The organism is Pseudomonas sp. E1BtOHC1 (assembly GCF_058744285.1).
This window is the reverse complement of sequence record NZ_CP196023.1, coordinates 1069458-1090882: the sequence shown is the minus strand read 5'-3', so window position 1 is coordinate 1090882 and position 21425 is coordinate 1069458. Positions and strand designations below refer to the sequence as shown.

The following is a 21425-nucleotide window of genomic DNA, read 5'->3' as shown; positions in this document are numbered from 1 at the left end:
AATCAGCTTTCTGTAGGTTCTGCAGCGGCGGGCGCACCAGGACGCTTCACGTCCCAAGCCAGACCGCACAAGGCCAGCAACTCGATGAACCAGCCACCGATGTCCAGCTGCCAGGGCTTGAGCCCGGCGTGAGCCAGCGCCGGAAAGGCGTGGTGGTTGTTGTGCCAACCGCCGCCGACCGTTGGAATCGCCAGCCAGAACACATTGCGGCTGGTGTCCCGAGTCGGATGGTCACGGCCGCCGACCCGATGGGCGAAGGAGTTGATGCACCAGGTGGCGTGGTCCACCAGGAAGATCCGCACAAAACCGCCCCACAACAGGCCACTCAGTGCGCCTTCCCAACTGCGGGTAATCAGCCCGCACACCAAGGTAGGAAGCAGCAGGCCGAGAATGATCCACAGGTAGTAGCGCTGGTTGATCTGCATGATCAGCCGGTCGCGAATCAGGTCGGGAACGAACTGGCTCCAGTTCTGCTTTCTCAGGCTGAACAGCCAGCCCAGATGGGCGTGCCACCAGCCTTGGATATTGCCGACAAAGCCTTCCTTGAGCGGACGCGGCGAGTGCGGGTCGCCTTCCTTGTCGGTGAAGGCGTGATGCTGGCGATGGGTGGCCGCCCAGAACAGGATCGGGCCCTGGGCCGCCATCGAACCGGCGATACCGAACAACGCAGTGACCACCGGGCCGGCCTTGAACGCATGGTGGGAAAAGAAGCGGTGCATCCCCACTTCCACCCCCAGAGCGGTCAGCAGGTACATGCTGGCCAGCGCAGCAAATTCCAGCCAGCCAATGCCCTGCTGCCAGGCCAGGACCAGAGCGACCACGGTGCCCACCGCCGGCACACCCACGGTCAGCCAGGCCAGTTGACGCTCGCGATGACCGGTACGGTCGATATGAGGATTCATGGCCGTCATGACAGAGCATCCGTAGGGGTTTTAAGGGGTTGTGCCGAGGCCGCTGCAGCCGAACGTCCGGCTCCGTAACGCGCCAGGCTGTCGTTGAGCAGGGCCTGCCGGGTGGCCTGACGCTGGACCTTGCCGCTGGTGGTCAGCGGGATGCCGCCCATGGGCGCCAGATGGATACGCGCCGGGGACACGCCAAACTGGCTGACCAGGGTGCTGGTGATCAGCTGGCGCAGTTGTTCCTGCTGGGCTTCGTCGAGCTTTTCGCTGCGCTTGATCTCGACCACGATCGCCAACTGCTCCTGCTGGCCGTTATCCACGCCCACCGCCACACAACCATTGCTGCGGATGCGCGGGTCTGCGCTCTCGACCGCCAGCTCCAGGTCCTGGGGATACAGGTTGCGACCGGCGATGATGATCAGATCCTTGAGGCGGCCGGTGACGAACAGTTCATCCCGATACAAGGCCCCCAGGTCGCCGGTGCGCATGAAGTGTCCGTCGACGCCCGGCAACTTGGCGCGGAACACTTGCTCGCTCAACACCTCCTTGCCCCAGTAACCGGCCCCCACGTTGTCGCCCTGGACCCAGATCTCACCGATCTGGCCGTCGGCGACCGGCTGCAGGCTGACGGGATCGACAATCGCCAGGCGCAAGCCCGGGGCCACCCGTCCGCTGCTGACCAATGGCAGCGCGAACCCATCCTCGGCGTCGACAATGGCCAAGGTCCCGGTGGCGAGCTGGTCCCGATCCACCTGGGTATTGAATGCCGGTTCGTCATGGGGTTTGCCCGAAACCAGCACCGTCGCCTCGGCCAGCCCATAGCAGGGGCCCAGGGCCGCAGGGTTGAAGCCGGCGGCGGCAAAGCGCTCGGAGAAACGCGCCAGGGTGCTTTGCCGGACCGGTTCGGCCCCACAGTAGATGGCCTTGAGTTTGCTCAGATCGAGGGCTGCCAGCTCGTCATCGGTGATGTTTTCAACACACAGATCAAAGGCGAAGTTCGGCGCGATGGTGACGTCGGCGCCATACCTGGACACCGCATCCAGCCAGCGCAATGGCCGCTGGACAAAATGCCCGGGGCTGATGAGCACGGTGGGAAAGGCGTCGTAGATCGGCTGCAATATGCCGCCCATCAGGCCCATGTCGTGATAGGGCGGCAGCCAGCTGCAGCCCACGCGATCCTTGGCCTCGCCCATCCATTGGCTGGCGCTGCGGCAATTGCTATAGAGGTTGGCGTGGGTCAGCATCACGCCCTTGGGCGCGGAGGTGGAACCCGAGGTGTATTGCAGCAGGGCCAATTGACCGGGGGTCACAGCCTGCCCCTGCCAAGATGAATTCTCTGTGGCCAGCTCTTGCGGATCGACCCATTGCGGCGCGGGCACATCACCCTGCAGCAAGGCGTTGACCCGCTCCTGGGAGCGCATGAAACGCGAGCTGGTCAGCACGATCTGCGGATGGGCGTCGGCACAGATCAACGCCAGACGCTCCAGGCCTCGGGTCCCCACTGGCGGGAAAGCGGGAATCGCCACCGCACCGGCCAGGAACAGACCGAACAGCGAAACGATGTAGTCGATACCGGTCTCGAACAGCATCAGCACCCGTTTTCCCCGGGGCTCGAAAATCTGCAGCGCCGCGGCCAATCGTTGACTACGCTGCCACAGTTCGGCGTAGCTGATGGGCGCCTCCTCTTGCTCGCCATCGAGCAAGTGAATAAAGGCTGTCGCATCAGGTTGAAGCCAGGCGCGATAAGCCAGTACTTCGGTAACCGAACTTAAACATTCGATTCCCAGGGTGCCGGCCAGCGCCAGATCATCCACTGCTAGATGCGCCGAGAAGGTTTGATTGACATCATTTAGATAATCACGAGGCACGGCGTAGTTCATTCAAAATCCTTTTTAAATGGAGAGCCATATATTGACCTAATGGTCGTTTATTATTTTCAGCACTAAGGAACCGAACAAACGCCCCTAAGAAGGGGAGCTCTTACTAGGCAGTAGACAAGATGTCATTTTATTGACAGAGCGAAGCATTCACTTGATGAATGCATTTTTTCTTATATGTCCCACTGGGAATAGCGTGGGCAGAGAAAGTTAGATTTGGACGCGTTGAGAAGTCTGCCATCAGCTTGTATATTTTGCTAATGCACAAATGGACACTTACAGGGAGAAAATGGACATGGATGTGCTCACGTTGATCGCGCTGGAAGGAGCCATGGGGTCAAGTGTGGCGATCACCCTGGATGTGCTGCGTACTGCCAACCAGGTCGCCGAAGTCATGGGACGCCCCACCATTACCTGGAAGATCATCGGCAGCAGTGAGTCCGTACGAATGCGCAATGGCATGCGCCTGGATGCACTGCCGCTGGACAAGGCCCAGACCATTGAAGGCAGCATGCTGGTCATCCCTGGGCTGGGGCTGGAAAACACCCAGGAGCTGGATTTCTTTGGCTGTCGCCGGGAAAAGAGGCAGCCGGGCCTCAGTCAGTCCACCGAGCTCATTGACCGGCTCGGGCACAACGACATCCGCAAGCTGAGCAAGCTGGTGCAAGAACATCACCTGCGCGGGCAAGAGACTGCGGCGTCCTGCTCGGCGGTTTTCGTTCTGGGGGAGGCAGGGATTCTCGAGGGCCGGACCGTCACCACTCACTGGCAACTGTACGACACCTTCAAGCAGCGATATCCCGAGGCGATACTCGACACAAAGCGCATGCTTATTCATGACGGAAATATGATTACTGCAGGCGCAGGCATGTCGCAAATGGACCTGATGCTCTATGTACTGCGCAATAAGATGGGCAATCAAATTGCCGAACTGACCATGCGCTATCTACTGATAGATGGTCGACCTGCGCAATATCACTACATGGCCCTATCCAACTTACAAACAGAAAATCGCGAAGTACTGATGCTGGAGAAGTTCATCGAGGACTGCCTGCCCAACGTTCCGCCATTGAGCACCATTGCCGAGCATTTACGGATCACCGAGAAGACCTTATCGCGCAGAATCCGCAGCGCCACGGGTAAGCCGCCCATGGCCTTCATTCAGAAAGTTCGCCTGCAACATGTTCAAAGTTTATTGGAAACTACCAATATGAGCATTGAAGAAGTTGCCTTTAAAGTGGGCTATTCCGACGCGACGGCACTACGTCGATTGATGTGGAAGAGCATGGGCTGCACTCCGAGCCAGTTGCGCAAGGCCAGGTCCGGCCCACCGATCATCTAATCAGCAAGCACTGGAGCCATCACTTCTCATCCTCGGCCGTGCCTGGTGCGGCCGGGGGAACCTTGCACAGCGGCACCAGCAACAGCGCCACCACGAACATCATGGCCATCAGGCGAAATACATCGCCAAACGCCAGGGTCAGGGCTTCACGCCCCACCAATCTGCCGAGAATGCCCTGGGCCATCAGGAATGCGTGGCTGGAGTCGGGAGTATCGGCAGCGATCTTCAGGGCCAGTTGCCCCATCAGTTCCTGGGCCGCAACAGCCTTGGCACCCAAAGATTCCGACAGACGCAGCACCTGGGTTCGGGCGTCGTCCTGCAGCCAGGTATTGACCGTTGCGATGCCAATGGCGCCTCCCAGGTTGCGCATCAAGTTGAACAGACCGGAGGCCTGACGCAATTCGACGCCCTGGAAAGAACTCAAGGCCATGTTCACGCTGGGAACGATGCAGAGCATCAGGAACAGGCCCCGGGCAACTTGAGGAACCAGCAGCTCATCGAATCCCCAGTTGGACGTGACCCGGGAAGTCAGCCACAGGCTCAGTGCCAGCCCCAGAAAGCCCACCGAGATGATCAAGCGACGATCAACCTTCTCCGAAGCCCGGGCGGCAATGATGGTACTCACCAGTTGCCCGATCCCCACGACGAAAACGGTGGTGCCGATTTCCAGGCTGTCGAAGCCACGCACTCGACCGAGAAACACCGGGACCAGATAAGTCGAGGAATACAGGCCGAAACCAATCACCAGGTTCAACAGACAGGCGATGGAAAAGGTCCGGTCGCGAAAGGGCACCAACGACACAATCGGATTATTCGAATACAGCGAGCGCTCAATAAACAAACCAAAGGAGACAATGGAAACCCAGGCCGCAATGACAATCGCGCTATCGCTGAACCAGTCCTTGCGCGGCCCCTCCTCCAACACGTACTCGAAGCAGCCCAATGCCAGGGCCATGGCCACAAAGTGCAGCCAGTCGATACGCCGCAACATCGACAGATCGGGACGATCCACATCGATCAGCAGCGCAGCGCCAATACAGATCAGCAGCCCTGGCAGCACGTTGATAAAGAAGATCCAGCGCCAGTCCAGGTAGAAGGTCACCAACCCGCCCACCGTGGGGCCCAGCGTCGGCGCCAGCACCGCGGTCATGCCGAGAATGGCCGGGACCATCGCCCGTTGCTTGCCCTCGAACAACACGAAACCCACGGCAAACACCGTAGGTACCATGGCCCCGCCGGCGAAGCCCTGCAGGGCCCGCAATACAATCATCGACTCGATGTTCCAGGCCATCCCGCAGCCAATGCTGAACAGGGTAAAGAATGCCGCACTGGCAGAGAACAGCCAGCGGGTGGAAATCGCCTGGGCGAGGAAGGCCGAGAAGGGAATCATGATCAGTTCGGCGATCAGATAGGCGGTCTGCACCCAGCTCACTTCATCAGGACCGGCACTGAGTCCGGCCTGCACATCGTTCAGGGATGCCGCCACGATCTGGATATCGATCAACGCCATGAACATGCCAAAAGCCATGATGGTGAAGACCAGAAACTTGCGTCGGGTGGACTGTTGACCAGGCTGTGCGCCTGCGTCAGGGAGGTCGGATACGCTTGTCGTCACGGTAGGTACTTCCCTGTAGTATTGCGACCGTCATATGAATATTATGATCGTAATTCAAATCAGCATGGAGCTTCAACATGGAGCAGAGCACCCAGACTCAGAACGCCATCCTGCAAGCCGCGCAAGAGACGGAAAAGCCGCGCAAGCGCTCCAAACGCCCTCTGATCGCTGGCGCCATCGCCATGACATTGGTGGCGGTCGGGGTGGGCTGGGTGCTGATGGCGCCTTCAACTGAAGCCACGGACGACGCCTACATCGCTGCCGATGCCACCTCCGTCGCGCCACGGGTTCATGGCCTGGTGACCGAAGTCCTGGTCAAGGACCACCAGACTGTGACTGCCGGACAGCCCCTGGTGCGCATCAACAGCGAAGAGTTCGATAGCCGAGTCGCCCTGGCCGAAGGCGATCTCGCCGACAATCAAGCCCAGGTCGCCCTGGCCCAAGCAGCCCTGACGATCCAGGATGCCGAGCAGCGCCTGGCCAACGCTCGGGTACTGGCGGCCCGCACCTCAATCCGCACCAACCAGGCCGAGTCCAAGCGCGCAGGAGCTGAACGCAACCGTTTCGATACCCTGGTCACGACCGGCGCCGTGGCGCGCAACGAAGTAGAGAAGTACAGCACCCAGGCGATCTCGGCAGAGCAAGGTCTTGCCTATGCCCAGGCCATGCTGCAAGTGGCGGAAAACGACCTTGCCGTCACTTCAGCCCAACGCGAACGCCTGCAGGCGCAGCTGCAAATGGCCAAGGCCAAGGTGGTGACAGCGAAAGCCCGACTGGAGCTGGCGCAACAGGACCTGCGACACACCACGGTCTATGCGCCAATGGATGGCACCGTAGGCAATCGGCAGATTCAAGTAGGGGACTATGTGCAACCGGGCTCACGCATGCTGACCCTGGTGCCGCTGCATGACCTTTATGTACTGGCCAACTTCAAGGAAACCCAGACTCAGCACATGTACCCGGGCCAATCCACCCGCATCAAGATCGATGCCTTGCCGGGCGTGAGCATCGTCGGCACCGTGGAAAGTCTGGCGCCGGGTTCAGGTTCGACCTTCGCCCTGCTGCCCTTTGAACCGGGAACCGGCAACTTCACCAAGATAGTGCAGCGGGTTCCGGTACGCATTCGCTTCAACGCCGACCAACCGGGTCTCGAGCGCCTGCGACCGGGCCTGTCGGTCACCGCGAAAGTCGACCTGGACGACTCTCAGGATCGGGCCGTAGCCAGCACCCAGACCTCGCTGAAAGTCAGCGCCAACACCCCCGCTCCAGCGCAATGACTGGGTCCGAGAGCTTCACCCACCGCCCCGCTCCAGGCGGCCAGACAGCCCCCTACAGATGGCTCTGTTGGGGGCTGTTTGCTCAGCGCAGACCCTGAAGGTTTTACTCTGCCGTCGATGGTCTTTCCCACAGGTTGATCCGACCCTCTTTGGCGAAATGATCGATTTCCGCCAGTTCCTCCACGGTAAAACTCAGATTCTGCAAGGCTCCGACGTTCTCGATGATCTGCTCCGGCCGGCTCGCCCCAATCAGCGCCGACGTCACCCGCGGATCGCGCAGGGTCCACGCCAGGGCCAACTGCGCCAGGCTCTGGCCGCGATTCCTGGCGATCTCGTTGAGGGCCCGCACGTGGGCGATATTGGCCTCGGACAAATGAGCGGCCTGCAACGAACCACCGCCCGGACGATTGACTCGCGCATCCTCGGGAATGCCATTGAGGTACTTGTCGGTGAGCAGCCCCTGGGCGAGCGGCGTAAAGGCGATGACCCCAACCCCAAGCTCGTCGGTGGTATCCAGCAAATCCTTCTCCACCCAGCGGTTGAGCATGTTGTAGGCCGGCTGATGGATCAGCAGCGGCACCTTCCACTCCTTGAGCAGCGCGGCGATTTCCCGGGTTTTCACCCCGGAGTAGGAAGAAATGCCGATGTACAACGCCTTGCCCTGTTGCACTGCGCTGGCCAGGGCACTGGCGGTTTCCTCCAGCGGGGTATCCGGGTCGAAACGATGGGAATAGAAGATATCCACATAATCCACACCCAGGCGCTGCAGGCTCTGGTCCAGGCTGGCCAGCACATACTTGCGCGAACCTCCGCCCTGGCCGTAAGGCCCTGGCCACATGTCCCAACCGGCCTTGCTGGAGATGATCAACTCATCGCGATAGGCCTTGAAATCTTCCCGCAGCAGCCGGCCGAAATTGATCTCGGCGCTGCCATAGGGCGGCCCATAGTTGTTGGCCAGATCGAAGTGATTGATACCCAGGTCAAAAGCCGTGCGCAGCAAGGCGCGCTGGGTGTCGATGGGCGTGCTGTCACCAAAGTTGTGCCAAAGCCCCAGGGACAGCGCCGGCAGCACCAGGCCACTGCGGCCGACACGGCGATAGGGAATGGAGTCGTAACGGTTTTCGGCAGCTATGTAAGTCATCGAATCCTCTCTGGGTCAGATCTTTGCAAAACGACTAACGTCGATAAATTCACATTCCTGTAGGAGCCGGCTTGCCGGCGAACAAGCCTTCAAGCCTGGCACCGCCCTAACGAGCACCTTCGTTGGCAAGCCAGCCCCTACAACAAACCGTTGTTACACAAACTGATTCTTCGGCCGTGCCAACCCCAGGTTTTCCCGCAGCGTGCGGCCTTCATATTCAGTTCTGAACAGCCCGCGCCGCTGCAGTTCCGGAATCACCCGGTCGGCAACATCGCGTAACCCGCCAGGCAGATGCGGCACCAGCACATTGAAACCATCGGCCGCGCCCTCCTCGAACCAGGCTTGCAGCTCATCGGCAATCTGCGCGGGCGTACCGATCAGACTGTAATGCCCACGGCCGCCGGCAATCTTGCGCCCTAGCTGGGCCAGGGTCAGGTTGTCCTTGCCGGCCAGTTCGGTGAGCAGCTTCTGGCGGCTCTGCTGACCGCTGTCGGTCAGCGGCAATGGCGGCAAAGGTGCATCCAGCGCAAAACCAGACAAATCGAAATTGCCCAGCATCCGCCCAAGCAGAGCCACCCCCACTTCGGGCTCCACCAACTCCTGGAAAGATTCGAACTTTTCCCGGGCCTGGTTTTCGCTGTCCCCCACTACCACGAACACCCCGGGCATGATTTTCAGCGATTCCGTACTACGATCGTACTGCTCAAGACGCCCTTTCAGGTCGGCATAAAAGGCCTGTGCGGCGGCCAGGGAGGGCTGCGCAGTGAACACCACTTCAGCAGTCTGGGCCGCCAGCTGACGACCGCTCTCGGAAGAGCCGGCCTGAACGATCACCGGATAACCCTGCGGCGGACGCGCCACATTCAACGGCCCTTTGACCCGAAAGAATTCGCCACGATGCTCCAGTAAATGCTGCTTATTCGGATCGAAATACTCGCCACTGGCCTTGTTCCGGACAAAAGCATCGTCCTCCCAACTGTCCCAGAGCCCGGTGACCACCTGATAGAACTCACGGGCTCTGCGATAACGTTCGGCATGTCCGAAATGTTCGTCACGACCGAAGTTCTGCGCTTCGGCGGCATTGTCGGAAGTCACCAGATTCCACCCCGCCCGCCCCCCTGAAAGATGGTCCAGCGAAGCGAATTTACGTGCTACGTGGTACGGTACGTTATAGCTCGTAGTGCTAGTGGCAATAAGCCCTATACGCTCGGTCACAGCCGCCAGGGCCGAAAGCAAAGTCAAGGGTTCGAAGTAGTCGGAGCGCGCCATGCGGCTGGCGATGGTGCCCGTAGCGGCTGCCAGGCTGTCGGCGACAAACAGTGCATCGAAGCGAGCGGCTTCGGCGATCTGCGCCAGTTCTTTATAGACTGCAAAATCCAGCCCTGCCTGGGCCGGCACATCCGGATGACGCCAGGCGGCTACGTGGTGACCAGTGGCCATAAGAAAGGCGCCGAGCTTGAGCTGGCGAGTGGAACGGGACATGGATCACTCCTTGTTTCATCCTGCAAAAGAGACACCCCAACGCCCACCGTAGGAGCTGGCTTGCCAGCGAAAGCGCCCTCAAGACCTGCGCCCATCTCGCTAGCCCATTCGCCGGCAAGCCGGCTCCTACAACAGCCTGTTGGTGACAGACACAACGGCCGCTATCACCGCCTCCACCGTAGGAGCTGGCTTGCCAGCGAAAGCACCCTCAAGACCTGCGCCCATCTCGCTGACCCATTCGCCGGCAAGCCGGCTCCTACAACGGCAAGGGCATCAGAAGTCTTTGCGCAGCTGTACGCCGAAATAACGTTCGTCATCGCGAGGCACCGCGCGATAGATGTAGTTGCCGCCACTGGCCAGCAAGGGCGAATAGGATTTGTCGGCAAGGTTCTTGCCCAGCAAGGCCACGCGCCAACCGTCGTTGTAATCCGCCAGGGCGATGCTGGCGTTCCAGATACCGTAGGCGCCCTGCCGGGTGTCGAGGTTCTGGCTGATGTCGTACTGCACTTCGCTCTGCCAGCTGTAGTCGGTGCCCAACTCGATATCCAGGCCGTTATCCAGCGGGATGCTGTAGTCGGCCCGTACGTAGCTTTTCCAGTCCGGACTGAAGGGCAAGGGTTTGCCATTGACGTTACACGAGGCAGCCGCCCCTGGCGGGCAGGCAAACTCGTCGATCCGCGCCCGGGTGTAGGCCAAGGCTCCAGAGAACTTCAGTTGCTGGGTGGCCTGCAAGGCGTAGTCCAATTCGACGCCTTCAGTGCTGACGCTGCCGGCGTTGATCAGCCGAGTCACCACCTGCCCGGCCACGGTGTCGAAGAAGTTGGCCTGGTAGTTGTCGTACTCGCTGTGGAACACCGCCAGATTGGTGGTCAGGCGATTGTTCCAACTGCTGGCCTTGATCCCGGCTTCCCAGGTGTTGGAAGTCTCGGGCTTCAGCGCGTCGGTGTCCCGGGGCTGCATGTTGAAGAAGACGTTGTAGGCCGGCCCCTTGTAGCCTCGGGAATAGGTCAGGTAGCTGGTGATGCTGTCGCTGAGGTCGTATTGCAGCCCCAGGCGACCCGACCAGCCATCTTCGTCCACCGAGCCGGAGCTGCGGGTACCCGGCTGGATACCACTGACCGTGGTGGCCGAAGTCGAGACCCGCCGGTGGTCGTATTTCAGGTCGTCATGGGTCCAGCGCAAGCCGGCAATGCCCCGAAAATCCTCGGTGAAATTCAGCGTGCTTTCACCAAACACCGCATAGCTGTCATTGGTGGTGCTGTAGTCGGCAATCCCGCGGTTGACGCCGGTGGTCGTGGTCAGGGTGCGCTGGTAGGTCTCCTCGTCCTTGCCATGCATGTAGAACAGGCCACCGACATACTCCAGGAACTGCCCCTTGGGCGACGCCAGGCGCAATTCCTGCGAGTACTGGTTGTAGTCCAGGTCGCCCTTGTCGGCGGTCCCTGGGAAGGCTGCCGTCACGCTCCCGAGTCGGTCGCCATCCTGATACTGGGTGTTGTTCCAGCCACGCCAGGCGGTGATGGAAGTCAGGGTGTAGTCACCCAGATTCCAGTCCAGCTGCCCGGACAAGCCCTTGTTGACGTCCTCCACGTGGGTCCGGGTATCGGTGTTGATATCGCGGTTGTCGCTGCTGGCCCGGACCGGGTTCAGGGCATTGGCGAAGGCCGGGGTCAGGGCCTTGCTGACCACGCCATTGGGCGCGTCGTCATGGGACTGCATGTAGTCCGCGGCCAGGGTGAACTTGAGGTCCGCGCTGGGGGTGAACTCCAACTTGCCGCGCACGCCCTTGCGGTTGTAGCCGTTGACCTCCTGGCCGTTGTGGCGGTTATCCACATTGCCGTCGTAGCTGCCGAACAAGGTGGTGACAGAGCCTTTGAGGGTGTCGGGAATCAGGCTGCCGCCAATGCCGAAGCGGGTGCGACTTTCATTGCCGCTGTAGTAGGACTGATCGATGTAGCCGTGGGTCTGGGCAGTGGGGGCTCTGGTGACGATATTCAGCACCCCGGCCGAGGCGTTCTTGCCGAACAGGGTGCCCTGGGGACCGCGCAGCACCTCGATCCGTTCCAGGTCCAACAAATCCAGGGTGGCCTGCCCGGGCCGGCCGTAAACCACACCGTCAATCACCGTGGCCACCGTCGGCTCGACCCCGGGCGACGTGGAAATAGTGCCCACGCCGCGGATGAACAGCGAAGTGTCCTTGTTCGAAGCACCGGTACGAAAATTCAGCGATGGCACCTGCTGCACGATGCTCGCCACGCCGTTGCGATTGTCCCGCTCCAACTGCTCGCCATCCACCACCGAAACCGCCACTGGCACTTTCTGCAGCGACTCTTCGCGGCGGGTGGCGGTGACCGTCACCGACTTCAGCGTCGGCTCCTGATCCTGCGCCGTTACCGCGCTTTGGGCGGCGTAGGCCCCCGGTAACGGCACCGCAGCCAACCCCGCCAATAGCCAGCCCAGATGTGGACGAAATGACGTAGCGGCACGAATCGATTGCCGGAGCCTGAACTGTTCCCCAAGAAAATTCTGCATGCTGCACCTGCTGGAAAATGCCCCGAACCGCTGCCGATCTGCGCCGGCAGCGCCTGAAATCTGTCTTGGGCATTCGCTCGAGCGAGTAGCAGACATGGCGCCTTGTTAGCGCTAACATCGCCAGTATCGACAAGCACTTCATAGAGCGTCCAATACTGAAAAATTACTTTTATATGCCTTTTGGTTCAGTCCAAGGAAAGCGCTCATGACCACTGACCCAACGCCTGTGCGCAAGCGCCGCGGCGCCGGCCGCGTGACCCTGAACACCGTGGCCCGCCAAGCCGGGGTTTCGGCGATCACCGTATCGCGCTACTTCAACCAGCCGGACAGCGTCTCCCCCGAACGCCGGGAACGCATCGCCGCCGTGGTGGCCGAACTCGGCTATGTGCCCAATCTGGTGGCCGGCGGGCTGGCGTCGGCCCGGGGCAGGATCGTCGCCATGGTCATTCCGAACATTTCCGGACCGATCTTCGCCCAGACCATCCAGGGCTTCAGCGACACCCTCAGCCGCCATGGCTATCAGTTGCTGCTGGCGTCCAGCTACTTCGACGCGAAACAGGAAGAAAGCGCGGTACGGGCCTTTCTCGGCTGGTCGCCGGCGGCTCTGGTGCTGACCAGCCACTTCCACAGCCCGGGCACGGAAAAAATGCTCGCCGAAACCGAGATCCCGCTGATCGAAACCTGGGATTACCAGCCACAGCGCCAGCCCATGCAGATAGGTTTTTCCCACTTTCAGGTGGGGGTCAGCGCGGTTCGCCACCTGCACGCCAAGGGCTATCGGCGTATCGCCTTCGTGCAGAACAGCGCGCCTGGCGATTTCAGCGCCCTTGAACGGCGCGACGGCTACCTGGCGACGCTGGCCGAGCTTAAGTTGCCGTCCTGGGTGTTCGCCCCGGATGCCGACCGTGCCCCCTTCGAGGCCGGAAAACAGGCCATGGAAACCCTGATGGACGGCTCAGAGCGCCCCGACGCGATCATCTTCGCCAACGACAATCTGGCCGCTGGCGGCCTGCTGGCGGGGCAACGAGCCGGGCTGAGGATTCCCGAAGAATGCGCGGTGCTGGGCTTTGGCGACTACCCCTTTGCCGAGATGCTGCTGCCAAGCCTGAGCACCATCAAACCACCGGCACTGGAAATCGGCGTATTGGCCGCAACCCGGGTCCTGGAGAGTCTCGGGGTACTGCCAACCCATGGCGAAGTGCAGCGCCTGAACCTGCTGCAATGCCAGGTGATCGAGCGTGAAAGCACCTAGCCTCAGGCCGACAGTTCGCGCAGCGCCGCGGCAGCCAGGAACCCGGAGCGCGAGCGGTAGCGCTGGTCACGCTTGACCGTCTGATCGATGCGCTCCAGCAGGTGTTCCGGCAGGGTGGCATTGAAGCGCACCGACTTGCCGAAATACGGCGTCACGTCGAACTCCACCACGCCCCATACGCCCCCGACGTAGTCGGGGTTATCCAGGTGATCATCGATCTCGTGCACCTGAGGCAAGGGCTCGCCGTCCACCTCAATCTTGCCGACCATCTCCCGACAGCGCATAACCCTGCCCTGTGGATACCGAACCATCAGGCACCTTATCCAACCAAGCACGTCGAGATACACACTGTACACACCTGGTTAATCAATACGCTGATATCCCAATGCCTGCTCGTGAGCACAGGAGACGGCTTGCCGACCAAGAGACCCGTCTCGTTGCATCAGATGCTCTGATTTGCCACCTATGCTCCATGAACAGGCCGGCAAACACTCCGTGCCGGCTGGCGCGACATCGTCCGACCGCTCCTGCAGGAGACGCTTTCCATGCACACCACCATCATCATCACCTTCGGCCTGATTCTGCTGGCGCTGCTGCTGTTTATCGGCGAACGACTGGGCTTTGCCCGACAGACATTGAGCTATGGATTTATCGGATTGTGGCTGGCGTTGACGGTGATCAACGGCGCAGTGGGGATGGTCACCGCCCATCAGCCCCTGAGATCGGAGCTGATGGTCGGCAGCCTGGTGTTTGCCGTGCCGGTACTGGCCCTGGTGCTCTACCTGCTGTTCACCAGGGCCTGAGCGCCTGGCTCAGCGCACCAAATGCAGGAACTGCATGTGGCGTTCGTACTGGTCGAGGATGTCGTTGATGATCTGCTCCTTGGTGTAGCCCATCAGATCGTAGTCCTGACTGCCCTCGGCCAGGTGCACCTCGGCCCGGTAGTAACGGCGGTTGCGCAGCTCTTTGGGGCCCATGCCGCCACGGGCGAAGGACGGGGTGAAGTACCCGCGCATCTGCACCTGATAGATGAACGGATGCTGGTCGCCATGGCCGATTTCCAGGCTGACATTGTCATTGGCCGGGTCCGGCTGGGTCACCACGTTCAGGCCTTTCTCGACGAACACCGCGGTTACCTCTTCGATGGCCGGGCGCACCGTCTGATCGAGGAAGCGATACACCTCGTCACGGGACGGGAAATGCACCGCCTGGCTCAAGCGCTGGCGCCAACCGCCCTTGCCCCGTCGCGAAGGCGCTACCGGTGCCAGGGAATGCAGTTGGGCGATACGCCGCTGGGACTCCAGGTAGAACGCCTTGTGCAACCCCCACATCATCAACAGCAGAATCAGCGAGAACGGCAGCGAGGTCAGCACCACCGCCGACTTCAGCGAGTCGATGCTGCCGGCGAACAACAGCGCACTGGTGACCAGGGCGGTCATCGCGCCCCAGAACACCCGCAGCCATTTCGGCCCATCCTCATCAGCGTTGCCGCCTTTGGCCGACAGGGTCGAGAGCACCACGGTGCCGGAGTCCGCCGAGGTGACGAAGAACACGAAGCTGATGAACACCGTGACCGCGATCACGGTCTTGCTCCAGGGATAGGTTTCCAGCAACAGGTAGAGGGTCATCGACGGGTTGTCGATGGCCGACATGCCCAGGGCACTCATGCCGTGGTTGAGCACCTGGTCGATGGCGCTGTTACCGAAGATCGACATCCACGCCAGGGTGAAGCCCAGGGGAATCAACAGCACGCCGAAGACGAACTCACGAATAGTCCGGCCACGGGAAATCCGCGCGATGAACAGGCCCACGAACGGCGACCATGCAATCCACCAGGCCCAGTAGAACACCGTCCAGCCGCCCAGCCAGTCGCTGGGCTTGTTATAGGCATAGACGTCGAAACTCTTGGTCGGCAGAGCGCCCAGGTAGTCCCCAAGATTCTGGATCAGGGTGTTGAGCAGGTGCTGGGTGGGGCCGGCGAACAGCACGAACAGCAGCAGCGCCACCGCTAGCAGCATGTTGATGTCGGACATCACCCGCACGCCCTTGTCGACTCCCGACACCGCAACAATGATCGCCGCCCCCATCATCAAGGTGATCAGGCCGACCTGAATCCACTGGGTGTGGGCAATGCCAAACAGGTAGTCGAGACCGGAGTTCAGGTGCAGCACGCCAAAGCCCATGTCGGCGCCCAGGCCGAACACCGTGGCGATGATGCCGAAGCCGTCCACCGCGTAGCCGATAGGACCGTTGATGCGCTTGCCGATCAGCGGATACAGCGCCGAACGCAGAGCCAGCGGCAGGTTATGCCGGTAGGCGAAATAGGCCAGGGCCATGCCAACGAACGCGAACACCCCCCAGCCATGCAGCCCCCAGTGCAGAAACAGCAACTGCATGCCCTGACGTGCCGCCTCGGCAGTGCCGGCCTCGCCCTGGGGCGGTTGCAGCATATGGGTCAGGGGCTCGGAGACGCAGAAGAAGAACAGGGTGATGCTGATCCCGGCGGCGAACAGCATGCCGGCCCAGGACAGGTAACTGAACTCGGGTTCGTCGTGGTCGGCACCGAGCTTGATCTTGCCGTAGCCGGACAAGGCGGTGACCACCACGAAGACCAGGTACAGGGTCATCGCCAGCATGTAGTACCAGCCGACCGTGTTGGCCGCCCAGTTTTGCGCCGCCAGGAGCCAGGCGCCGGCCTGTTCCGGCATGGAAATCACCACCACGCCGAAGATCAGGATAAAGCTCGCGGCGAAGTAGAACACCGGAGGGTTCATGCGAATCAGAGTATTCGCGGAGGTGGATGGCGCACTCATGAAGGGTGCACCTCGAAGGGATGAAACATGGCTGAAATGTACGGACTCAGCAAAGGCAAGCCTCCTGTTGTGAGCGGGCAGCGAACCACCGGTTTAACTTGAACGAGCGTTCAAGTTAAACATGGATAGGCGCTCGAGGACTAATCGCAGGGCTCAGCGGTACTGTCAGTACGCTAGCTCAAGGAAGGGTATGACGTATGTCGCACGCAATCGTTCCGCCCGAAAAAGCCCCTGCTCGGAAACGGCCTCACTCCCGTAGGAGCCGGCTTGCCGGCGAAGAGGCCGGCAAGTCCTGCATCGCTCTCAGGGACGCCTTCGCTGGCAAGCCAGCTCCTACACAAGCCAGCGCCTACTTCTGCGAGCCGTCGTCGTGCTGCAGGTTGGCTTGGGTCAGGTTACAACCGGCCGGCACGCTGCGGGTCAGCCAGACGTTGCCGCCAATGGTCGAGCCCTTGCCGATGGTGATGCGCCCCAGGATGGTCGCGCCGGCATAGATCACCACATCGTCCTCGACGATCGGGTGGCGCGGGTGGCCCTTCTGCAACTGGCCATCTTCGTCCGCCGGGAAGCGCTTGGCGCCCAGGGTCACCGCCTGGTAGATACGCACCCGCTCGCCGATGATCGCGGTCTCGCCGATCACCACGCCCGTGCCATGGTCGATGAAGAAGCTGCGGCCGATCTGCGCCCCGGGGTGAATGTCGATGCCGGTGGCCGAGTGAGCGATTTCCGAGCTGATCCGCGCCAGCAACGGCAGGCCGGCGCGATACAGATGGTGCGCCAGGCGGTGGTGAATCACCGCCAGGATGCCCGGGTAGCACAGCAGCACTTCATCCACACTGCGGGCCGCCGGGTCACCGTGGTAGGCCGCCAGCACGTCGGTGTCCAGCAACACCCGCAGGCCCGGCAGGGCCAGGGCGAAATCCTGGATCAGGCGGATCGCCCTGGCGTTGACCTCGGCGTCCGCCTCGCCGTTCTGCCGCGCTACATAACGCAGCTCCAGGCGCGCCTGAGCCAGCAAGGCATTGAGCGCCGCGTCCAGGGTGTGGCCGACGTAAAAGTCTTCACTCTCTTCGCGCAAGTCCACCGGCCCCAGGCGCATGGGGAACAGAGCACCGCACAGGGCTTCCAGGATCTCCGCCATGGCCGCTCGCGACGGCAATTCGCGCCCGCCCTGCTCGCCACTGACCCGACCGTTGCGGGTACGCCACTGATCACGGGCATCACGCAATTGCCCCACGATGGTCTGCAATTGCCAATGGCTGGAACGCTCGCTCACGATAAGACTCCTTACTCGGGCAGCCGGACAATCTGGCCGCGCAAACGGCGATCACTTTACGCCCCGCCAGGGCCGCGCTTAAGAACTAATTGTGTGGCTTCAAGCACTTTTTCGCATAAGCGATTGGCGGTTGCCCGGGCAAATATCGCTGCCTATAGTCCTTGCACCTTCCCTGTTCCGTGCGGACTCATGATCAAACAACAGCTTGCCCGCTTTAACCGTCTCGACCTGCTCGGTTCTACCACCGCCCTGGAAAAACTCGAACGCCTGTCAGCCTGGATCGGACGCGACATCTACGTCAAACGCGACGACACCACACCCCTGGCCATGGGCGGCAACAAGTTGCGCAAGCTCGAATACCTGGCCGCCGACGCCCTGGCCCAGGGTGCCGATACCCTGATTACCGCCGGCGCCCTGCAGTCCAACCACGTACGCCAGACCGCAGCCCTGGCCGCCAAGCTGGGGCTGGGCTGCGTGGCCCTGCTGGAAAATCCCATCGGCACCGAAGACCCCAACTACCTGGGCAACGGCAACCGCCTGCTGCTGGACCTGTTCGACGCCAAGGTCGAATTGGTGGAAAACCTCGACCAGGCTGATGAACAGTTGCACGCTCTGGCCGCGCGCCTGCGCAGCAACGGCAAGAAACCCTACGTTGTGCCCATCGGCGGCTCCAATGCCCTGGGCGCCCTGGGTTACGTGCGTGCCGGCCTGGAACTGGCACAGCAGATCGAAGACAGCGGCCTGGAGTTTGCCGCGGTGGTGCTGGCCTCCGGCAGCGCCGGCACCCACAGCGGCCTGGCCCTGGCCTTGAGCGAAGTACTGCCGCAACTGCCGGTGATCGGCGTGACCGTGTCCCGCAGCGACGAGGACCAACGGCCCAAGGTCCAGGGCCTGGCCGAACGCACCGCCGAACTGCTGGGAGTGAAGCTGCCCGAGGCTTTCAACGTGCAGTTGTGGGACGAGTACTTCGCTCCCCGTTACGGCGAACCCAATGCCGGGACCCTGGCGGCGGTCAAGCTGCTGGCCAGCCAGGAAGGCCTGCTGCTGGACCCGGTATACACCGGCAAGGCCATGGCCGGCTTGCTGGACGGCGTCGGTCGCCAGCGTTTCAACGAAGGTCCGATCATCTTCCTGCACACCGGTGGAGCCCCGGCGCTGTTCGCCTATGCCGGCGCCTTCGCCTGATCCTTTGCGCCGCCCCGATGACGCCTTCGCTGGCAAGCCAGCTCCTACAGGATGTGCACCGTGAAGGCTTTTTGTAGGAGCCGGCTTGCCGGCGAATAGGCCCGCAAACCTGGCGTTGCCCTCGAAGACGCCTTCGCTGGCAAGCCAGTTCCTACGGGATGTGCGCCGTGAAGGCTTTTTGTAGGAGCCGGCTTGCCGGCGAACAGGCCCGCAAACCTGGCGTCGCCCTCGAAGACGCCTTCGCTGGCAAGCCAGCTCCTACGAGGGGTGAGTCGTTCATGCGACATAAAACCAAATGGAATAACAAAGTGAATTTATATTATTTTTAAACCTATAGACATCACTTTATAGTCGCGCCGCAGGCTCATTTGCCGCGAGACGCATAAGCTGCATTTAAGGCAGGATAAAGCGTTACTTTCGGCTCACCGATTGGCCTGCATCTCCCACCCGCATCGTGCATAAGAAATCACAGGGGCTTGTCATGAATTTTTCCGTACTGCGTCGAAATCTGCTGATCGGCACACTGGGCCTGGCCCTCGGTGCCGGATTGATGGGACAAGCGGTTGCCGGCGAGCAACTGCAGAAAATCAAGGATGCGGGAGTGATCAACGTTGGCCTGGAAGGCACGTATCCACCGTTCAGCTTCGTCGACGAAAACGGCAAGCTGGCCGGCTTCGAAGTGGAGTTCTCCGAAGCCCTGGCGAACAAGCTCGGGGTCAAGGTCAAGCTGCAACCGACCAAATGGGACGGCATCCTCGCCGCCCTGGAGTCCAAGCGCCTGGACGCGGTCGTCAATCAGGTGACCATCTCTGAAGAGCGCAAGAAAAAGTACGATTTCTCCACCCCCTACACCGTCTCCGGGATCCAGGCCCTGACCCAGAAAAAGGATGAAGGCAAGTTCAAGACTGCCGCCGACCTGGGTGGCCACAAGGTCGGCGTGGGCCTGGGCACCAACTACGAACAATGGCTCAAGGACAACGTCCCCACCGCCATCATCAAGACCTACGACGATGATCCGACCAAGTACCAGGACCTGCGCGTAGGCCGTATCGACGCCATCCTGGTGGACCGTCTGGCCGCCTTCGAGTTGATCAAGAAAACCAAGGACACCCTGGTGGTTTCCGGCGAACCCTTCTCCCGCCAGGAAGCCGGTGTGGCCCTGCGCAAAGGTGAACCCGAGCTGCTGGCAGCGGTGAACAAGGCGATCGAAGAGCTGCGGGCCGACGGCACGCTGAAAAAGCTCTCGGAGAAATACTTCAACGCTGACGTCACCCAATAATGGAAGCAGGTCTGCAACTGGCGCTGGATTCGGCGCCATTTCTCCTGAAGGGCGCGTACTACACGGTCATCCTCAGCCTCGGCGGCATGTTCTTCGGACTGCTGCTGGGCTTTGGCCTGGCCTTGATGCGGCTGTCGCGCTTCAAGCTGCTGAGCTGGATTGCCCGAGTCTACGTGTCGTTCTTTCGCGGCACGCCGCTGTTGGTGCAACTCTTCGTGATCTATTACGGCCTGCCGCAACTGGGGCTGGAACTGGACCCGTTGCCCGCAGCGCTGATCGGTTTTTCCCTGAACATGGCGGCCTACGCCTGTGAAATCCTCAGGGCCGCCATCGGCTCCATCGAACGCGGCCAATGGGAAGCGGCCGCCAGCATCGGCATGACCCGGGCCCAGACGCTACGCCGGGCTATCCTCCCGCAAGCCATGCGCACCGCCTTGCCGCCGCTGGGCAACAGTTTCATTTCCCTGGTCAAGGATACGGCCCTGGCCGCCACCATCCAGGTGCCGGAACTGTTCCGCCAGGCGCAGCTGATCACCGCCCGCACCTTCGAAATTTTCACCATGTATCTTGCCGCCGCTCTGATCTACTGGATTCTCGCCAGCGTGCTCGCGCACCTGCAGAACCGTCTGGAAGAGCGGGTCAATCGGCACGACCAGGAGTCTTGAAGCCATGATCGTGGTGGAAAAACTGACCAAGCAGTTCAAGGGCCAGACCGTACTCAACGGCATCGACCTGGAGGTCAAGGAAGGCGAAGTGGTTGCCATCATCGGCCCCAGCGGCTCGGGCAAGACCACCTTCCTGCGCTGCCTCAATTTTCTTGAAGAACCGACCAGCGGACGCATCAGGATCGGCGACATTGCCATCGACAGCCAGATCCCCCTCAACCAGCAACAAGGCCGGATACGCCAGTTGCGCCAGCAAGTGGGTTTCGTGTTCCAGAACTTCAACCTGTTCCCCCACCGCACCGCCCTGGAGAACGTCATCGAAGGCCCGCTGGTGGTAAAGAAAACCCCACGGGACCAGGCCCTGACCCTGGGCCGCAAGCTATTGGCCAAGGTCGGCCTGGCGGGCAAGGAAGACAGCTACCCCAGGCGCCTGTCCGGCGGCCAGCAACAGCGTGTGGCGATTGCCCGGGCCCTGGCCATGGAACCCCGGGTGATTCTGTTCGACGAGCCCACCTCGGCCCTCGATCCGGAGCTGGTGGGCGAAGTACTGGCCACCATCCGCAGCCTGGCCGAAGAGAAACGCACCATGGTCATCGTCACCCACGAGATGAGCTTCGCCCGGGACGTGGCCAACCGAGTGATCTTCTTCGACAAGGGCGTGATCGTCGAACAGGGCGAAGCCAAGGCGCTGTTCGCCAACCCTCAGCAAGAGCGCACGCGACAGTTTCTGAGCAAGTTTCTCCAACCCGGCACATGAAGCTTCAATCCCCCATCGCCGGCTGCCCGCTCC

Annotated in this window: 16 protein-coding genes and 1 pseudogene; 8 read left to right on the top strand and 9 right to left on the bottom strand. The window is 61.3% G+C overall.

Features of this window, described 5'->3' with window-relative positions:
- Positions 1-2: 2 nt before the first annotated feature.
- Together ACSSVC_RS05065 and ACSSVC_RS05060 are read right to left on the bottom strand one after the other, a co-directional pair.
- A complete protein-coding gene (locus ACSSVC_RS05065) occupies positions 3-911 on the bottom strand; it encodes an acyl-CoA desaturase (RefSeq protein ID WP_346634112.1) in 909 nt (302 codons plus the stop codon).
- Positions 908-2779 carry a fatty acyl-AMP ligase gene (locus ACSSVC_RS05060; protein ID WP_404938041.1) on the bottom strand — a complete coding sequence of 624 codons (1872 nt, stop codon included), beginning with the start codon at positions 2777-2779 and terminating at the stop codon, positions 908-910. The genes ACSSVC_RS05065 and ACSSVC_RS05060 overlap by 4 nt, the downstream gene beginning before the upstream one ends.
- Positions 2780-3071: 292 nt before the next feature.
- Here ACSSVC_RS05060 and ACSSVC_RS05055 point away from each other — a divergent pair, with 292 nt between their 5' ends.
- On the top strand, positions 3072-4118 hold the full coding sequence (locus ACSSVC_RS05055) for a GlxA family transcriptional regulator (protein ID WP_346634110.1): 1047 nt from the start codon (positions 3072-3074) through the stop codon (positions 4116-4118).
- Positions 4119-4137: 19 nt separating this feature from the next.
- Here the strand turns inward: ACSSVC_RS05055 and ACSSVC_RS05050 are convergent, their stop codons facing one another.
- Positions 4138-5733, bottom strand: a complete 1596-nt coding sequence (locus tag ACSSVC_RS05050) for a DHA2 family efflux MFS transporter permease subunit (RefSeq protein ID WP_446439570.1) — start codon at positions 5731-5733, stop codon at positions 4138-4140.
- Between the two features lie 77 nt (positions 5734-5810).
- On the opposite strand from ACSSVC_RS05050, the gene ACSSVC_RS05045 reads away from it, so the two are divergent.
- Positions 5811-7010 carry an HlyD family secretion protein gene (locus ACSSVC_RS05045; RefSeq protein WP_404938039.1) on the top strand — a complete coding sequence of 400 codons (1200 nt, stop codon included), beginning with the start codon at positions 5811-5813 and terminating at the stop codon, positions 7008-7010.
- Between the two features lie 103 nt (positions 7011-7113).
- On the opposite strand, the gene mgrA is transcribed toward ACSSVC_RS05045, so the two are convergent.
- The 3 genes from mgrA to ACSSVC_RS05030 all read right to left on the bottom strand — a co-directional run bounded on the left by mgrA (position 7114) and on the right by ACSSVC_RS05030 (position 12165).
- Positions 7114-8151 (bottom strand): L-glyceraldehyde 3-phosphate reductase, encoded by a 1038-nt coding sequence (gene mgrA, locus ACSSVC_RS05040; protein ID WP_346634107.1) that lies wholly within the window; start codon positions 8149-8151, stop codon positions 7114-7116.
- Positions 8152-8304: 153 nt separating this feature from the next.
- Entirely contained in the window at positions 8305-9633 is a 1329-nt protein-coding gene (locus ACSSVC_RS05035; RefSeq protein ID WP_346634106.1) for an LLM class flavin-dependent oxidoreductase, read from the bottom strand.
- A gap of 273 nt (positions 9634-9906) precedes the next feature.
- Positions 9907-12165, bottom strand: a complete 2259-nt coding sequence (locus ACSSVC_RS05030) for a TonB-dependent receptor (RefSeq protein WP_492612043.1) — start codon at positions 12163-12165, stop codon at positions 9907-9909.
- Between the two features lie 205 nt (positions 12166-12370).
- Here ACSSVC_RS05030 and ACSSVC_RS05025 point away from each other — a divergent pair, with 205 nt between their 5' ends.
- Positions 12371-13417, top strand: a complete 1047-nt coding sequence (locus ACSSVC_RS05025) for a LacI family DNA-binding transcriptional regulator (RefSeq protein WP_492612042.1) — start codon at positions 12371-12373, stop codon at positions 13415-13417.
- Between the two features lie 2 nt (positions 13418-13419).
- Here the strand turns inward: ACSSVC_RS05025 and ACSSVC_RS05020 are convergent.
- Positions 13420-13665: pseudogene (locus ACSSVC_RS05020) on the bottom strand (type II toxin-antitoxin system HicB family antitoxin); the annotation flags it as partial.
- Between the two features lie 297 nt (positions 13666-13962).
- Here ACSSVC_RS05020 and ACSSVC_RS05015 point away from each other — a divergent pair.
- The gene (locus tag ACSSVC_RS05015; protein WP_346634103.1) at positions 13963-14220 is read left to right on the top strand and encodes a hypothetical protein; all 258 of its coding nucleotides are present in this window, start codon (positions 13963-13965) and stop codon (positions 14218-14220) included.
- Positions 14221-14229: 9 nt separating this feature from the next.
- On the opposite strand, the gene betT is transcribed toward ACSSVC_RS05015, so the two are convergent.
- On the bottom strand, positions 14230-16191 hold the full coding sequence (betT, locus tag ACSSVC_RS05010; RefSeq protein WP_185073422.1) for a choline transporter BetT: 1962 nt from the start codon (positions 16189-16191) through the stop codon (positions 14230-14232).
- 388 nt (positions 16192-16579) lie between these two features.
- Positions 16580-17506 carry a serine O-acetyltransferase EpsC gene (gene epsC / locus ACSSVC_RS05005; RefSeq protein ID WP_041115170.1) on the bottom strand — a complete coding sequence of 309 codons (927 nt, stop codon included), beginning with the start codon at positions 17504-17506 and terminating at the stop codon, positions 16580-16582.
- A gap of 189 nt (positions 17507-17695) precedes the next feature.
- Between epsC and ACSSVC_RS05000 the strand changes: the two genes are divergently transcribed.
- From ACSSVC_RS05000 to tcyN, 4 genes are all read left to right on the top strand, one after another.
- Positions 17696-18691, top strand: a complete 996-nt coding sequence (locus tag ACSSVC_RS05000) for a D-cysteine desulfhydrase (RefSeq protein WP_346634102.1) — start codon at positions 17696-17698, stop codon at positions 18689-18691.
- 481 nt (positions 18692-19172) lie between these two features.
- Complete coding sequence (gene tcyJ / locus ACSSVC_RS04995) at positions 19173-19970, top strand: cystine ABC transporter substrate-binding protein (protein ID WP_346634101.1); 798 nt, start codon at positions 19173-19175, stop codon at positions 19968-19970.
- The gene (gene tcyL, locus ACSSVC_RS04990; protein ID WP_123724242.1) at positions 19970-20635 is read left to right on the top strand and encodes a cystine ABC transporter permease; all 666 of its coding nucleotides are present in this window, start codon (positions 19970-19972) and stop codon (positions 20633-20635) included. Before tcyJ ends, tcyL begins: the two co-directional genes overlap by 1 nt.
- Before the next feature lie 4 nt (positions 20636-20639).
- The gene (tcyN, locus tag ACSSVC_RS04985; protein ID WP_346634100.1) at positions 20640-21392 is read left to right on the top strand and encodes an L-cystine ABC transporter ATP-binding protein TcyN; all 753 of its coding nucleotides are present in this window, start codon (positions 20640-20642) and stop codon (positions 21390-21392) included.
- Positions 21393-21425 lie beyond the last annotated feature (33 nt).